General features: G+C 66.4%; 16 protein-coding genes and 1 pseudogene. 5 read left to right on the top strand and 12 right to left on the bottom strand.

Features of this window, described 5'->3' with window-relative positions; translation table 11 throughout:
* Positions 1-10 precede the first annotated feature (10 nt).
* The gene (locus tag CFB47_RS20540; RefSeq protein ID WP_089462104.1) at positions 11-361 is read right to left on the bottom strand and encodes a hypothetical protein; all 351 of its coding nucleotides are present in this window, start codon (positions 359-361) and stop codon (positions 11-13) included.
* A gap of 189 nt (positions 362-550) precedes the next feature.
* Here CFB47_RS20540 and CFB47_RS20535 point away from each other — a divergent pair, with 189 nt between their 5' ends.
* Positions 551-1,078, top strand: a complete 528-nt coding sequence (locus CFB47_RS20535) for a cytochrome b (RefSeq protein WP_089462103.1) — start codon at positions 551-553, stop codon at positions 1,076-1,078.
* On the opposite strand, the gene CFB47_RS40560 is transcribed toward CFB47_RS20535, so the two are convergent.
* The 3 genes from CFB47_RS40560 to CFB47_RS20525 all read right to left on the bottom strand — a co-directional run bounded on the left by CFB47_RS40560 (position 1,048) and on the right by CFB47_RS20525 (position 2,045).
* Positions 1,048-1,278, bottom strand: coding sequence for a hypothetical protein (locus CFB47_RS40560; protein ID WP_105749932.1), 231 nt, complete (start codon positions 1,276-1,278; stop codon positions 1,048-1,050). The two genes, CFB47_RS20535 and CFB47_RS40560, sit on opposite strands and share 31 nt — an antisense overlap.
* 66 nt (positions 1,279-1,344) lie before the next feature.
* Positions 1,345-1,620 carry a DUF4148 domain-containing protein gene (locus CFB47_RS20530; RefSeq protein ID WP_089463495.1) on the bottom strand — a complete coding sequence of 92 codons (276 nt, stop codon included), beginning with the start codon at positions 1,618-1,620 and terminating at the stop codon, positions 1,345-1,347.
* A gap of 80 nt (positions 1,621-1,700) precedes the next feature.
* Positions 1,701-2,045, bottom strand: a complete 345-nt coding sequence (locus CFB47_RS20525; RefSeq protein WP_089462102.1) for a DUF4148 domain-containing protein — start codon at positions 2,043-2,045, stop codon at positions 1,701-1,703.
* Positions 2,046-2,288: 243 nt separating this feature from the next.
* Between CFB47_RS20525 and CFB47_RS20520 the strand changes: the two genes are divergently transcribed.
* A complete protein-coding gene (locus tag CFB47_RS20520; protein ID WP_089462101.1) occupies positions 2,289-2,978 on the top strand; it encodes an aspartyl/asparaginyl beta-hydroxylase domain-containing protein in 690 nt (229 codons plus the stop codon).
* Positions 2,979-3,076: 98 nt separating this feature from the next.
* Here CFB47_RS20520 and CFB47_RS20515 read toward each other — a convergent pair whose 3' ends face one another.
* Complete coding sequence (locus tag CFB47_RS20515; RefSeq protein WP_256946724.1) at positions 3,077-3,469, bottom strand: ASCH domain-containing protein; 393 nt, start codon at positions 3,467-3,469, stop codon at positions 3,077-3,079.
* Here CFB47_RS20515 and CFB47_RS20510 point away from each other — a divergent pair.
* On the top strand, positions 3,468-3,737 hold the full coding sequence (locus CFB47_RS20510) for a MoaD/ThiS family protein (protein ID WP_089441691.1): 270 nt from the start codon (positions 3,468-3,470) through the stop codon (positions 3,735-3,737). The two genes, CFB47_RS20515 and CFB47_RS20510, sit on opposite strands and share 2 nt — an antisense overlap.
* A 67-nt stretch (positions 3,738-3,804) precedes the next feature.
* A complete protein-coding gene (locus tag CFB47_RS20505) occupies positions 3,805-4,953 on the top strand; it encodes a sialidase (protein WP_089462100.1) in 1,149 nt (382 codons plus the stop codon).
* A 36-nt stretch (positions 4,954-4,989) separates the two neighbouring features.
* On the opposite strand, the gene CFB47_RS20500 is transcribed toward CFB47_RS20505, so the two are convergent.
* Entirely contained in the window at positions 4,990-5,913 is a 924-nt protein-coding gene (locus CFB47_RS20500) for a LysR substrate-binding domain-containing protein (RefSeq protein ID WP_089462099.1), read from the bottom strand.
* Positions 5,914-6,060: 147 nt separating this feature from the next.
* On the opposite strand from CFB47_RS20500, the gene CFB47_RS20495 reads away from it, so the two are divergent.
* Entirely contained in the window at positions 6,061-6,486 is a 426-nt protein-coding gene (locus tag CFB47_RS20495) for a PACE efflux transporter (RefSeq protein ID WP_089463494.1), read from the top strand.
* Positions 6,487-6,524: 38 nt separating this feature from the next.
* On the opposite strand, the gene CFB47_RS20490 is transcribed toward CFB47_RS20495, so the two are convergent.
* The 6 genes and pseudogenes from CFB47_RS20490 to CFB47_RS20465 form a co-directional block, all read right to left on the bottom strand.
* Positions 6,525-7,283: a hypothetical protein gene (locus CFB47_RS20490; RefSeq protein ID WP_143330848.1), complete on the bottom strand. Its 759-nt coding sequence runs from the start codon at positions 7,281-7,283 to the stop codon at positions 6,525-6,527.
* Between the two features lie 132 nt (positions 7,284-7,415).
* Positions 7,416-8,144, bottom strand: coding sequence for a trimeric intracellular cation channel family protein (locus CFB47_RS20485; protein WP_373453150.1), 729 nt, complete (start codon positions 8,142-8,144; stop codon positions 7,416-7,418).
* A gap of 199 nt (positions 8,145-8,343) precedes the next feature.
* Positions 8,344-9,291, bottom strand: a complete 948-nt coding sequence (locus CFB47_RS20480) for a choline ABC transporter substrate-binding protein (RefSeq protein WP_089441687.1) — start codon at positions 9,289-9,291, stop codon at positions 8,344-8,346.
* Between the two features lie 98 nt (positions 9,292-9,389).
* Positions 9,390-10,388 carry a GlxA family transcriptional regulator gene (locus CFB47_RS20475; RefSeq protein ID WP_011354068.1) on the bottom strand — a complete coding sequence of 333 codons (999 nt, stop codon included), beginning with the start codon at positions 10,386-10,388 and terminating at the stop codon, positions 9,390-9,392.
* A gap of 108 nt (positions 10,389-10,496) precedes the next feature.
* A complete protein-coding gene (gene choW / locus CFB47_RS20470) occupies positions 10,497-11,393 on the bottom strand; it encodes a choline ABC transporter permease subunit (protein ID WP_089441685.1) in 897 nt (298 codons plus the stop codon).
* Positions 11,386-12,674, bottom strand: a pseudogene (locus tag CFB47_RS20465) (glycine betaine/L-proline ABC transporter ATP-binding protein); the annotation flags it as partial. The pseudogene CFB47_RS20465 and the gene choW, both read right to left, overlap by 8 nt.
* Positions 12,675-12,916: the final 242 nt, after the last annotated feature.

The following is a 12,916-nucleotide window of genomic DNA, read 5'->3' as shown; positions in this document are numbered from 1 at the left end:
GCACGCAGGGTCACCCGTGCACGCCGCCGTATCGATTCCCGTGGAGCCGGATGTGAAGGACGACCAAGCGACGATACGCGCAATTGGATGACACAACTACCGTGCGGTGATCGATTCCTGTCACGCGCACGTAGCCGCAGGCGAGCGCGGCGCGGAACGCGACGTCGGCAAGCTTGCGGGCCGAAAGGATCGCGGTGGCCAACGCGATGGCGACCCATATACGAAACGTCATCGTGGTGAAAAATGCTTCGGGTACGTGCCATGCAAGCAACGACACCAGCATGAAACACTGGATGAACACGCCGGCCAGCGCGGCGATCAGCAGGTGGGCACGCCATCGCTCGATCGTCGAAGACGCCATGGTGAAAGAATCTCCCGTGCGGACGACCGCTATCGATCTGAAAGATTCGAAAGGTCGCGTGGGTCAGGATCAGGAACAGCGACAGTCCAGCGAAGAACGATTGTGGCGACGCCTGCTTAACGTTTCGTTAAGAAAGCGAACGTAGAATCCACCCGACCGATATCGTCCCCGTCGTCCGCAGGAGTCTCCATGTCCACGCCCGCCCGATATGACACCGTTGCGCGCTTGCTTCACTGGCTGATCGTCGCGCTGGTCGTCGCGCAATATGCGATCGGCTGGACGATGCCCGACGTGCATCGCGACACGCAGCCCATCGGCCTGATCGCCGCGCACCTCCTGGTGGGAACCGCGCTGCTCGCCGCGATGGCTTGCCGCGTGCTGTGGCGCGTGACGCATCGCCCGCCCGCGAGTGACCTGCCGCCCGCGATGCGCGCACTGTCGGGCGCGACGCATTTCGCGCTCTACGCGCTGCTGATCGCGGTGCCGCTGCTCGGCTGGATCAATGCGTCGTCGCGCGCCTGGAGCGTGACGTTGCTCGGGATCGTGCCGTTGCCCGCGCTGTCGGCGGCCGGCTCCTCATTCGGCCACGCGATGGGCGACGTGCACGGCATCCTCGCGTGGGCACTGTTCGTCGGCATCTGCCTGCACGTGGCAGCCGCGCTCGCGCACCGCTTCGTGCTGCGCGATCAGGTCGTGCAGCGCATGATGCCCTGGTGATCGTCATGCCGGCGGCACCGCATGCCATCGCGCGCGTGCGCCGGATTGCCGCCGATACCGATACCGTCTTCGTTCCGGTTCATCGCATGCGCGGCCGGCCGCTCATCGCACGCGGCCGATGAGATGATCGCGCCGCCGCGCAAAGCGGCGCGCGATGACGGGCAGCGCGGCCGGCGCCCTTCTGCCGCGTCGAGCGGCACGAAGGGCTGCGGTACTGCCGTGTCGCGAACACGACGGCCTGAAGTCGCACAAGACCATGTCGACACCTAGTTGCTGGTCTGCGCCGGCATACCGGAGGCCGGTGCGTGCGCGGCGGCAGCCGCCATCCGGGCCCGGTCCTGCTCGGCAAGCCTTGCTTCCGCCGCCTGGATGTCCGCCGGATACTCGCCGTCGTCTCCCTTCGCCGGGTCGTACCCGGCCGCTTCCAGGCGCATCAATTCATCGCGAACCTGTGCACGCGTCAACGGCGCGGCCGATTGCGCGAAGGCCGACTGAGCGACGATCGCGCCGATCATCGTCAGGACTGCGATATATGTTTTCATCATGAACTCCTTCAATGTTCCGTATCGATCAACCGTGTCGAATCCCTCGAATGCCTGACCTGCAAACGCAGGCGGTTGCGTCAGCTTCCGAAATAGACCGTGCAGAAGCTCGCGGGGCCGACGCATGCGGCAGAACCCCGGCGCGACGACATCGTCGCCGGCTTGCCCGCTCCGGATGACGCGGCCGGATCGCTGCCGACCGCCGTGCTGGCCTGATGCGCCGGCATCTGTTCGGCCTGCCGCTGGAACAGCGGGCTCACGTCCGGATACGACGTATCGGTCACGAAGCGCAGCCCGTTGTGTTCGGCGTCGATCAGTTCCTGCCTGACCTGCGCGCGCGTCAGTTCCTGTGCCGACGCTTGCGTCGCGATACCCGCGAGAGAAATCGCCGCCACCGCGGCGGCCACCAGCCCATGCGTGTCCATGTTCCACTCCTTGAGAAGTCAACGAGACGACGTGCTACACCCGTATGACGACGGAGCGCATGCGTTTATTCCCGCGCGTCGCGCAACCCGGATCACGCGGCTTCTCCCGCGCCGGGAGTGCCTGAAATGGACGTTCATGCAACTGTCATTCTTTCGTCAGCCGGCGTAACCTGACGTAACGCAGCGCCCGCCGCGCTTCGGGCAGACTGACGTCACCCCTTACGGATCGCCTTTCGATCGATCATGTCCGTCGCTTACGACTATGCAGCCGGCCTGCTGCGCACGCTGTTCGACCGCCATATCGACGGCGACGCGGTGCTCGACACGGCCGCGTTTCCCGACGCCGAGCGTTTCGTCCGTGCATGGACCGACATCCAGGCAGAGGCATTCGCCGTGGCGCGCGACATGGCGCGCATCCCGCGCTTTCACGAGATCATGCGCGAGCAGTACGACATCTCGGCCAACGATGCACGCGACTGGCGGATGTTCATCATGCAGGCGTACGGCCAGCCGTTTCCGCGCAACCTGTCGCGCTGCCCGACCGTCGCGTCGATCGTCGCGGCGTCGCCGGACGTGCTGTCCGCATCGCTGTCGTTCCTCGCACCCGGCAAGCACATTCCACCGCATCGCGGGCCGTTTCGCGGCATCCTGCGCGGCTATCTGGTGCTGTCGATGCCCAAGCGCGCGGACGGCACGCCGGCCGCCGTGCTGAAGGTCGACGGCCGCGAATACCGGCTCGAGGAAGGACGCTTCCTGCTGTGGGACGACACCTTCATGCACGAGGTGTGGAACGACAGCGACGCTGTGCGGATCGTGCTGCTACTCGATATCCGCCGGCGCGGGATGCCGCGCCTGCTCACGTGGCTGTCGAATGCGGTGATCGGCGTCGTGCGGATCGGGATCAGGATGCGCGGGCGGTCGATTCCGGTTTAGCGCACGTAACCGGCATGCGCCGGGCGACCCATCGTTTCGCGACTGCCCTCTCTTGTGTCGGGAAGGCGCTCAGCGCATGCCGGATGCAGGCGCAATCATCAGGACACCTTTCCGGCATCTTCATCCAACGCGTAGATGCCGCGCCTGGCGACACACGGGAACGGCGGATCGATCGCCCGAACGTTCGTCAATTCCCAGCACACGTATCCGGCACACCACTGCTTGCCTTGCGCGCGGGCTTCATCCGGCGTCCAGTCGTGTACGCCCACGACGTCGACCAGCGCGAGCGCGATACCGTCAGGGTCCTCGTGCCCGTCCTGTCGCAGGAAGATCGTGTTCTGCACCAGCACGAGATCGCGCAGCGACGTGTCGACCGGGACGAATCGGACACGCCGGCGCACCGCGACTACGCGATGCCGGCTTTCCGCCCCCGCCGGATCGCCTAAACTACAGACCGTCCCTACAGCGCGGCTCCTGCCAGCCACCGCCATGGCGCACCTCTTCTTCGCCGCCTCGATCCAGCGGCATATCGAAACGCCCGAGCGCGAAGTCGACGCCCACTCGGTCGGCGAAGCATTCGACACCGTTTTCGGCGAGCAGCCGCGACTGCGCGGCTACATCCTCGACGACCAGGGTGCGCTGCGCAAACACCTGTCGGTATTCATCGACGGCCAACCGATCCGCGACCGGCAACACCTGTCCGATGTGCTCGGCGACGCCAGCCGGGTCTATGTCGTGCAAGCATTGACCGGCGGATAAGGGGACGTATGCACCAGCACCGACCGCGGCCCCCAACGTCAGGCCGGGCCATCAGGAGATTTCTCACATGAACGATCGACTGCTCGTCGCCACCCGCAAGGGCCTGTTCGTCCTGCAGGCCGACGGCCACGGCGGGTGGACGCTCGGTGAACCGCACTTCGCCGGCGAGCCGGTCAGCATGGCGCTCGCCGACCCGCGCGACGGCACGCTGTATGCCGCGCTGAACCTCGGCCATTTCGGCGTCAAGCTGCACCGCAGGCGCGCAGGCGCCGCCGACTGGGAAGAATGCGCGGTTCCCGTCTATCCGCCGCAGCCCGCCGAAGCCCCACCCGCCAGCGCCAGCGTGAATGCCGGCACCGGCGACGCGGACGACGTGCCACCCGGCCCGCCGCAGCCGCCGTGGACGCTCCAGCAGATCTGGTCGCTCGAAGCCGGCGGCGCCGACGAGCCGGGCGTGCTGTGGGCCGGCACGATTCCCGGCGGGTTGTTCCGCTCCGACGACGGCGGCGGTTCGTGGGTGCTCAACCGGGCACTGTGGGATCGCCCGGAGCGCGCCGAATGGGGCGGCGGCGGATACGACGCGCCGGGCATCCATTCGATAATGGTCGATCCGCGCGACAGCCGGCACGTGACGATCGGCATCTCGTGCGGCGGCGTGTGGCAGACCGCCGACGGCGGCGCGACGTGGCGCGTGACCGCGGACGGCATGGAAGCCGATTACATGCCGCCCGAACGACGCGGCGAGCCCAACGCGCAAGACCCGCATCGCGTCGTGCAGTGCGCGGCTAACCCGGACGTGGTGTGGACGCAGCATCACTGCGCGATCTTCCGCTCGACCGACGGTGCCGAACACTGGCGGCGCATCGAGGCGCAGCCTTCGAGCTTCGGCTTCGCGGTAGCCGTGCATCCGCACGAACCGGATACCGCGTGGTTCGTACCGGCTGTGAAGGACGCGTGCCGGATTCCGGTGAACGGCCGGTTCGTCGTCACGCGCACACGCGACGGCGGGCGCAGTTTCGAGCAATTCTCGAACGGGCTGCCGAGTGCACCGGCGTACGACCTCGTGTATCGGCACGGGCTCGCGATCGATGACACGGGCTCGCGCCTCGCGATGGGATCGACGACTGGCGGGTTATGGACGTCCGGCGACGGCGGTGAAAACTGGCAACTGGTGTCTGCGCATTTGCCGCCGGTCTATTGCGTCAGGTTCGGGTGATGGTGGGGGAGCGGGTCGGTTCGCATCCGGCCTTGCTCAACGCCAGCCCCCCATCCGCCCCACCGCCTCCCGCGTCTGCGCAATCTCCGCCTCGAGCCAGTCGAGAAACGACCTGACCTGCGGCTCCCGCTCCCGCCCGGGCCGGCACAGCGCGACAAAACGCGCGCCGTCGATCCGCACCGAAGGCTCGATCGGCATCAGCGCCCCATGCGCGACATGCTCGGCAGCGAGCACCGAACTGAGCAACGCGATGCCCTGCCCGTGCAGCACCGCTTGCAACGCGTAATGCTCGTCGTCGTAATGACGAAACACCGCGCGCTCGAGCCACGCTTCGCGACCGGCCGCGCGACACCACGACACCCAGTCGACCGACACCGGCAGCGGCGTATCCCACACGGTCTCGATCAGGTCGAGCGGCTCGTCCGTGCGATGCGCGTCGAACCCGGCGGCCGCATACGCGCCGAAATACTCGTCGATCAGCGCAATCTCGTGCAGCGCCGGAAACGTGCGCGACGTCGCGCGAATCGCAAGATCGATCCGCGCATCGCGTTCGAGATCCACGAGCGTGTTGCCGGTTTCCACCTTGATGTGCAGTTGCGGATCGACCCGACGAAACCGCCCGAGGCGCGGAATCAGCCACATCGCGGCGAACGCGGGCGTGGTGGTCAGCACGAGCGTGCGCTCGCCGGCCGCCCCGGGCCGCACCGCGTCGAGCCCGCGGCTCAATGCGAGCAAGGCGTCGTGACTCGCACGAAACAGGCGTTCGCCTTCTTCCGTGAGCCGCACGCCGCTCGCGCCGCGCTCGAACAGCAGCACGCCGAGCCGGCTTTCGAGCGACTTGATCTGATGCGACACGGCGGCCGGCGTCACGGACAGTTCGTCCGCGGCAGCCTTGAACGCGCCGAGCCGCGCCGACGACTCGAATACACGCAATGCGGTCAGGGGGATTTTCGAGAACACGGGGCCTCGCGGGCCGGATCGGGCCGGGTTGAATTCAATTGAATCCGGGTGAGATTAGGTGAATTGAAGCGCGCATGCAACGCGGATAGCCTTGCGGAACGTCGCGGCACGGTGCCGCGGCGCGTCGTGTCGAACCGGAGCAACAACGTGCAAGGCCTACCGCGCAGGATCGCGCAGGCGGTGCTCTACGAAGCGATCGCGATTTCCTGCATCTCGCCCGTGATCGCGGCGATCTTCAAGCAGGACCTCGTCTATTCGGGCGCGCTGTCGGCGACGATGTCGGCGATCGCGATGCTGTGGAACATGATCTTCAACGCGCTGTTCGAGCGCTGGGAAGCGTCGCGTCGTCAGCCGACACGCACGCTCGGGCGGCGGATCCTCCACGCGACCGGATTCGAAGGCGGGCTGATCTTCATCCTGGTGCCGGTCGTGGCGGGGTGGCTCGACATCTCGTGGCTCGACGCGTTCGTCGTCGACATCGGGCTGTTCGCGTTCTTCTTCTGCTACGCGTTCGTGTTCCAGTGGGCGTTCGATCGGGTGTTCGACGTGCCGGCGGCGACGAAGGGGTCGTGAGGCGGGTGCGAGGTACTCCCCCCGCGAGGCGGGCAAAGTCAGATCCGGTCGAAGTTGAACGGCGTCACGCCAGGCAAACCATCGACCCGCTGCACGTCGACACCGCACCAGGCGCCGATCATGCCGGCCATGCGGCGCGCCTGCTCGCCGTCGTTGATCCGCCCCATCAGGTCGATCGGCTGACGGCTACGAAACACGAGCACGAGCTGCGCCAGGTCGCTCTGGATCTTCACCCGCGATCCGCCCACGACCGCGCCGTCGATACTTTTCCGGCCACCGACCAGCAGGTGCTCCAGATCGCGGCACGCGTAGCTACTCAGCACCGGCTTGCGCAGCAGCCGCGTGGTGCGAATATCGATCCAGCGTTCGTCGTCGCGCCAGCAAAAATGCGCTTCGCGCAGCGGACCGGCAAACCAGCGCGCGCGCATCAGCTTGCGGCCGATCCAGATCAGCAGCACGCCCGCGCCGGCGACGAACACACCGAAAACGCCAAGCCCGAGCCATGCGTACCACGCATGCAATTCGTCACGGGTGACGCTCCCGGCAAGCAGCGGTACGACCATCATGCAGGCCAGTCCCAACGCACTCAGCCCGAAGCCGAACGACCACCACACGAAGTGACCCATGCGCATGCGCCGCGGCGACAGGATCAGGTCCCGGCCGTCGGGCACGCACGCATAGCCGGCCTCGAACACCCACCGGTCCGGCGTCAGCGGCCAGATCATCATGCAGATCAAGCCCAGTGCGCCCAGCGCGACTATGGCCCAACCCAGGATTGCTTCGACGAGAGGCGGCATAGGCGTACCCGATTGCGATCCATTGCGCTGCGCGAAACGAACGTCCGGTCCGGATCAGTCGGCGCGATTCTGTCCTATCCTTTTCCGCGCGGCAAGCGGCTGCGGCTCCGTGAAGTGTGCTGGAAGTGCCGTTTACGCCCCGCCCACGATCTTCGGCAACTGCCAGCCGAAGCGCACGGCCGCCATCCGCAGCGCAAAGCAGGCGATGCCGCCGAGCACGGCTGCGACGACCGGCGGACAACCGAGCCGCCGGCACGACACGACGACGACCGCGCCAAGCAGCGCCGCGCTCGCATAAATGTCCGTGACCAGCACGACCGGTATCCGCGCGAGCAGCACGTCGCGCACGACACCGCCGCCGCAACCGGTCACGGCGCCCATCAGCGTCGCAATGAACGGATGAACCCGGAATTCGAGCGCCTTCACCGCGCCCGCGACCGCGAACAACGCAAGGCCTGCTGCATCGAGCGTCGTGACCAGCGATGGAGAAAACGCGGCGACCCGCTCATGAAACACGAACGCGAACAGCCCTGACGCGAATGCGAGCGCCGGATAGCGCCAGTCGCTCACGGCGCTCGGCGGCCGTGCGCCGATCAGCAGATCGCGGATCACGCCGCCGCCGAGCGCGACGACGAGCGACAGCACCATGACCCCGAACAGGTCGAGTCCGGCACCGATCGCCGCATTGGCGCCCTCGATTGCGAATACCGCCGTGCCCGCGAGATCGGCGGCCAGCACCACGTGCTCGATGCGCTTCATGCGCGTGAATGGCCGTAGTGCGGCATCGTCCGGCTGCAGCCTGCGTCGCGACAAGCCGACGCGCCGTTCGGCCTCGGCCGCCTGCCGGCCACCTGCCGCCATCCGGATACCTCAAGCGCACTGCGTATCATGACCGCCTCCTCGATCGGAATCGGGCAGTCTAGCGCATCGACCGCTCACGGTCGGGCCGCGCATGAAGCCGAATGCAAAAAGCCGGCGGCAGCAGGATGTGTACCCTGCTTCCGCCGGCTCGACCGCACGCCGGGCCTCGGTCAGGAGCGCGAGGCCCCGCGCACCTCGCTCAATGCACGCCGAGATAGGCCTTCACCGCCGGCAGGCCCGGCTTGCCGTCGAGCGTCGTCACGCCCGCGAGCCACTTGTCGAGCGCCTGCGGATTCGCCTTCAGCCACTCGGCCGCCGCCTTGTTCGGGTCTTCCTTGTTCATGATCGGCACCATCACGTGGTTCTCGATCGTCGTCGTGAACTGCAGGTTCGACACGAACTTCGCGACGTTCGGGCAGCGCTGCGCGTAGTCGGGCGGCGTCGCCGTCAGCACCTTCGCTTCGCCGTAGTTCGGGCCGAACACGTCGTCGCCGCCGCTCAGGTAGTCGATCTTCATCTGCACGTTCATCGGATGCGGCTCCCACCCGAGGAACACGATCCACTGCTTGTCGCGGATCGCGCGATTCACCTCGACCAGCATCCCGGCCTCGCTCGACTCGACCATCTTGAACTTGCCGAGGCCGAACTGGTTGCCGTCGATCATCTTCTTGATCAGCAGGTTGCCGTCGTTACCCGGTTCGATCCCGTAGATCTTGCCGTTCAGCTTGTCCGCGTACTTTTGAATGTCCGCGAACGACTTCAGGCCGCCCTGGTACACGTAGTCGGGCACTGCGAGCGTGTATTTCGCGCCGGTCAGGTTCGGCGTCGACAGCACCTTGATCTGGCCGGCCTTCGTGAACGGCTGGATGATCGGGTCCATCGTCGGCGACCAGTAGCCGAGGAACACGTCGATCTGCTTGCTCTTGATGCCGGCGAACGTGATCGGCACCGACGCGATCGTCTTCGTCGGGCTGTAGCCAAGCCCCTGCAGCATCGTCGACGCGAGGCCCGTGGTCGCCGCGATGTCGGACCAGCCGACGTCCGCGAAGCGCACGTTCTTGCACACGGGCGGATCGGCCGCATACACGGCCGACATCGGCGCGGTTATCCCGATCCCGCACACCGCTGCGATCAATAGGCGCTTCATCTTGCTTCTCCTCAAAGTGATGTCGTTTGCTTGAATGCGGGATCGTTTATTGAAGCCGCGCGCCGCGATCCCGGCGGCGTCGCGGACCATGGGTTCGGTCAGCGCCCCGGCAACCGGCGCTCGTAGCTCGGCGCGTGGCCGAACTGCGCACGGTAGGCCTTGCTGAAATGGCACGGCGAATGAAAGCCGCAGACCGTCGTCACGCGTGCGATCGACGCGTCGGTCGTACGCAGCAGGTCGCGTGCGCGCTTCAGGCGCAGCGTCAGGTAATAGTGGGTCGGCGACACGTTCAGGTACACCTTGAACATGCGCTGCAGGTGCCGCTGCGACAGCCGCACGAGCCGCGCGAGCTCCTCGAGCGACAGCGGCTCCTCGATATTCGCCTCCATCAGCCGAACGACCTCGATCAGCTCCGCGCGCGAGAAGCCGACGCGTGCATCGACCGGAATCGGCTGCGTGTCGGTCGAGCTGCGGATGCGCTCCAGGATGAACTGTTCGGATACCTGCGCGGCCAGCTGCTGGCCGAAGCGCATCCCGACGAGGTTCAGCATCAGGTCGAGCGGCGCGGTGCCGCCGGTGCAGGTCAGCCGGTCGCGATCGACGACGAACAGTTCGTCGGCGAAACCCACTTGCGGAAACTCGGCATGCAGCGCGGACAGGTTCTCCCAGTGGACGGTGCAGCGATACCCGTCGAGCAGCCCGCTCGACATCAGCGCATACGCGCCCGTGCAGATGCCGCCGAGCGGCAGGCCACGTTCGGCGAGCGCCGCGAGCGTATCGCGCGCGCCTTCGTCGACCACGTCGCGGATGCGGATGCCGCCGCACACGATCATCACGTCGGGCAGGTTCGTGTAGTCGAGCGCCTGCGTGGGCCGTACCGCGATGCCGTTGCTGGCGTGAACCGGGCTGCCGTCGAGCGAATAGATCGACCACTGGTAGTGATCGGCGCGCCCGACGTAGTTCGCCATCCGAAGCACTTCGACGGCGCTCGAGAACGCGATCATCGAAAAGTTCGGCAGCGTCAGGAAGCCGAAATGGGCGAGCGATGAAACCGGTGAAACGCAGGCTGCGGGCGCGACAGCGACGGCGGACGTCACATCGGTCTCCTGTCGAGGAGGTTGCAGGGGGCCAGCCCCGCGGCCGAAACCGCGGAGGCCATCATCTATGTTCAGGATGAGCGGCCGGAGGGTTCCGGCCGCCGGAGGTCAAGCCTGCGCGGGCGAGGCCTTCACGCGAAACAGCTGCTTGAGACCCGAGAACAGCGGCGCCTTCACGGTGCCCGGCGCACGGCCGAAGCTTTCGGTGATGCGGTCGAGAATGATCGCGAGCAGCACGACCGACAGACCGCTTTCGAAACCGAGGCCGATGTCGAGGCGCTGGATACTGGCGAGCACGTCGTTGCCGAGGCCGCCCGCACCCACCATCGACGCGATGATCACCATCGACAGCGCCATCATGATCGTCTGGTTCACGCCCTGCATGATCGACGGCAGCGCATTCGGAAACTGCACCTTGTACAGCAGCTGCCACGGCGTGCAGCCGAAGGCCTGACCGGCTTCGACGATCTCGCGGTTCACGTGGCGGATCCCGAGGCTCGTCAGGCGCACCGCCGGCGGCATCGCGAAGATCACCGTCGACAGGATCCCCGGCACGCGACCGAGACCGAACAGCATCGCGGCCGGAATCAGGTAGACGAACGCTGGCATCGTCTGCATCAGGTCGAGGATCGGGCGCACGATCGCGGCGACCCACTTGCTCTTCGCGGCCCAGATGCCGAGCGGGATGCCGAGCACGAGGCTGATGATCGTCGACGACAGCGTGAGGCCGAGCGTGATGACCGTCTGGTCCCAGAAGCCCGTCGCGAAGATCAGCAGCAGCGACAGCGTCGTGAACAGCGCGAAGCGCCAGCCCACCCGCCACAGCCCGACGCCGATGAAGATGGCCATCATCAGCCACATCGGGATCGCCTGCAGGCCGTGCTCGACGAATGCCGCGAGCCCTTCGATCGCCTGGCCGATCGTGTCGAACGTCTTGGCGTCGTGGTCGAGCAGGTAGTGAACGGACTGGTCGACCCAGGTACCGAGCGGAATCATTTCAGACATGGGAACCTCGCGAACGCGTGATGGCCTTCAGGATGAGCGCACGATCGACCGAGCCGCAGTAGCAGCCGTCGTCGTCGACGACCGGCAGTGCGTTCGGGCTCGCGACCACACGCGCGACGACATGTTCGAGCGACGCGTCGCGCCGGATGGATTCGATCGGGCTCACGGACGGCGTCGCCTGACCGATCGCATCGCGCGTGACGAAGCCGCGGATCTTGCGTTGCGCATCGAGCACGAACGCATAGTCGGCACTGCCGTTCAGCGTCGCCGCGACGTTCGCGGCATCGCACTTCGACACGATCGGCACGGCGCCCGTCTGCATCAGGTCGCCGGCGGTCAGGTAGCGGCTGGTGTCGATGCCGTCGAAGAACGCGCGCACGTAATCGTCGGCCGGGTTCGCGATGATGTCCTGCGGCGTGCCGACCTGCACGAGCCGGCCACCCTCCATGATCGCGATGCGGTTGCCGATGCGCAGCGCTTCTTCCAGATCGTGCGACACGAACATGATCGTGCGGCGTTGTTCCTTCTGCAGTTGCAGCAGCACATCCTGCATTTCCCGGCGCTTGAGCGGATCGAGCGCGGAAAACGCCTCGTCCATGATCATCAGCGACGGGTTCACGGCCAGCGCGCGGGCAAGGCCGACGCGCTGCTGCATGCCGCCCGACAGCTCGGACGGCAGCTTGTGCGAGAACGGGGCAAGGCCGACCTGCTCGAGCACTTCCATCGCGCGGCGCTCGCGCTCCTTCTTGCCCATCCCCCCGACTTCGAGTCCGAACGCGGCATTCGACACGACGGTGCGGTGCGGCATCAGCGCGAACGACTGGAACACCATGCTCATGTCCTTGCGGCGCAGCGCGGTCAGCGCCGAGCGGCGCGCCGACGCGACGTCGAGCCCGTCGATCATCACCTTGCCGGCGCTGGGATCGACCAGCCGGTTCACGAGGCGGATCAGCGTGGACTTGCCGGAGCCGGACAGGCCCATCAGCACGAAAATTTCGCCTTCCTGCACATCGAAGGAGACGTTGTGCACGCCGACGACCTGGCCGGTGCGCTTGAGCACCTCGTCCTTCGTCGCGCCGGCGGCGAGCATGTCGAGCGCCTGCTGCGGGTTGCTTCCAAACACCTTGCACAGACCTTCGACCACGACCTTGGGGGCATCCATCGAAACCTTCTCCTCGTGTAGCGGGGACTCGCGCTTGTCTTAGCGTGCCTACATAGTTGCCAGAAAAAACCCCGACCTGCCGACGAATTACGACAAACGCTTGCGCAAATACGACACGGCTGCCAGCCCCGCCGGGCGGGCCGCGGCACGCGGAGGCACCCGATTGCGGCGGCGCAATACGCGCACGGCCAGCAACGACGGGCATCGCGCGTCGGACTTGTGCGCAGCAGCGCAGCGCGGATCGCGTCGCGCGTTGCGCCAATTCGCATCGGGCACGCGTCGCTTTTCGACAATTTCACGTCCGATCATGCGTCGATCTGCTCAGACGAAAGCGCATCGTCTCCCCCAATAAAAAGCATGA

The sequence above is a fragment of the Burkholderia sp. AU27893 genome (assembly GCF_002223205.1).
Classification (GTDB): Bacteria; Pseudomonadota; Gammaproteobacteria; order Burkholderiales; family Burkholderiaceae; genus Burkholderia.
Note: the sequence above shows the minus strand (reverse complement) of the source record. Positions and strands in the feature narration are given on the sequence as shown.

Bases quoted from the DNA above. Each gene is read 5' to 3' on its own strand.
- CFB47_RS20540 (WP_089462104.1), bottom strand. From the start codon at position 361: ATGGCGTCTTCGACGATCGAGCGATGGCGTGCCCACCTGCTGATCGCC.
- CFB47_RS20535 (WP_089462103.1), top strand. From the start codon at position 551: ATGTCCACGCCCGCCCGATATGACACCGTTGCGCGCTTGCTTCACTGG.
- CFB47_RS20530 (WP_089463495.1), bottom strand. From the start codon at position 1,620: ATGAAAACATATATCGCAGTCCTGACGATGATCGGCGCGATCGTCGCT.
- CFB47_RS20525 (WP_089462102.1), bottom strand. From the start codon at position 2,045: ATGGACACGCATGGGCTGGTGGCCGCCGCGGTGGCGGCGATTTCTCTC.
- CFB47_RS20520 (WP_089462101.1), top strand. From the start codon at position 2,289: ATGTCCGTCGCTTACGACTATGCAGCCGGCCTGCTGCGCACGCTGTTC.
- CFB47_RS20510 (WP_089441691.1), top strand. From the start codon at position 3,468: ATGGCGCACCTCTTCTTCGCCGCCTCGATCCAGCGGCATATCGAAACG.
- CFB47_RS20515 (WP_256946724.1), bottom strand. From the start codon at position 3,469: ATGGCGGTGGCTGGCAGGAGCCGCGCTGTAGGGACGGTCTGTAGTTTA.
- CFB47_RS20505 (WP_089462100.1), top strand. From the start codon at position 3,805: ATGAACGATCGACTGCTCGTCGCCACCCGCAAGGGCCTGTTCGTCCTG.
- CFB47_RS20490 (WP_143330848.1), bottom strand. From the start codon at position 7,283: ATGCCGCCTCTCGTCGAAGCAATCCTGGGTTGGGCCATAGTCGCGCTG.
- CFB47_RS20485 (WP_373453150.1), bottom strand. From the start codon at position 8,144: ATGGCGGCAGGTGGCCGGCAGGCGGCCGAGGCCGAACGGCGCGTCGGC.
- CFB47_RS20480 (WP_089441687.1), bottom strand. From the start codon at position 9,291: ATGAAGCGCCTATTGATCGCAGCGGTGTGCGGGATCGGGATAACCGCG.
- choW (WP_089441685.1), bottom strand. From the start codon at position 11,393: ATGTCTGAAATGATTCCGCTCGGTACCTGGGTCGACCAGTCCGTTCAC.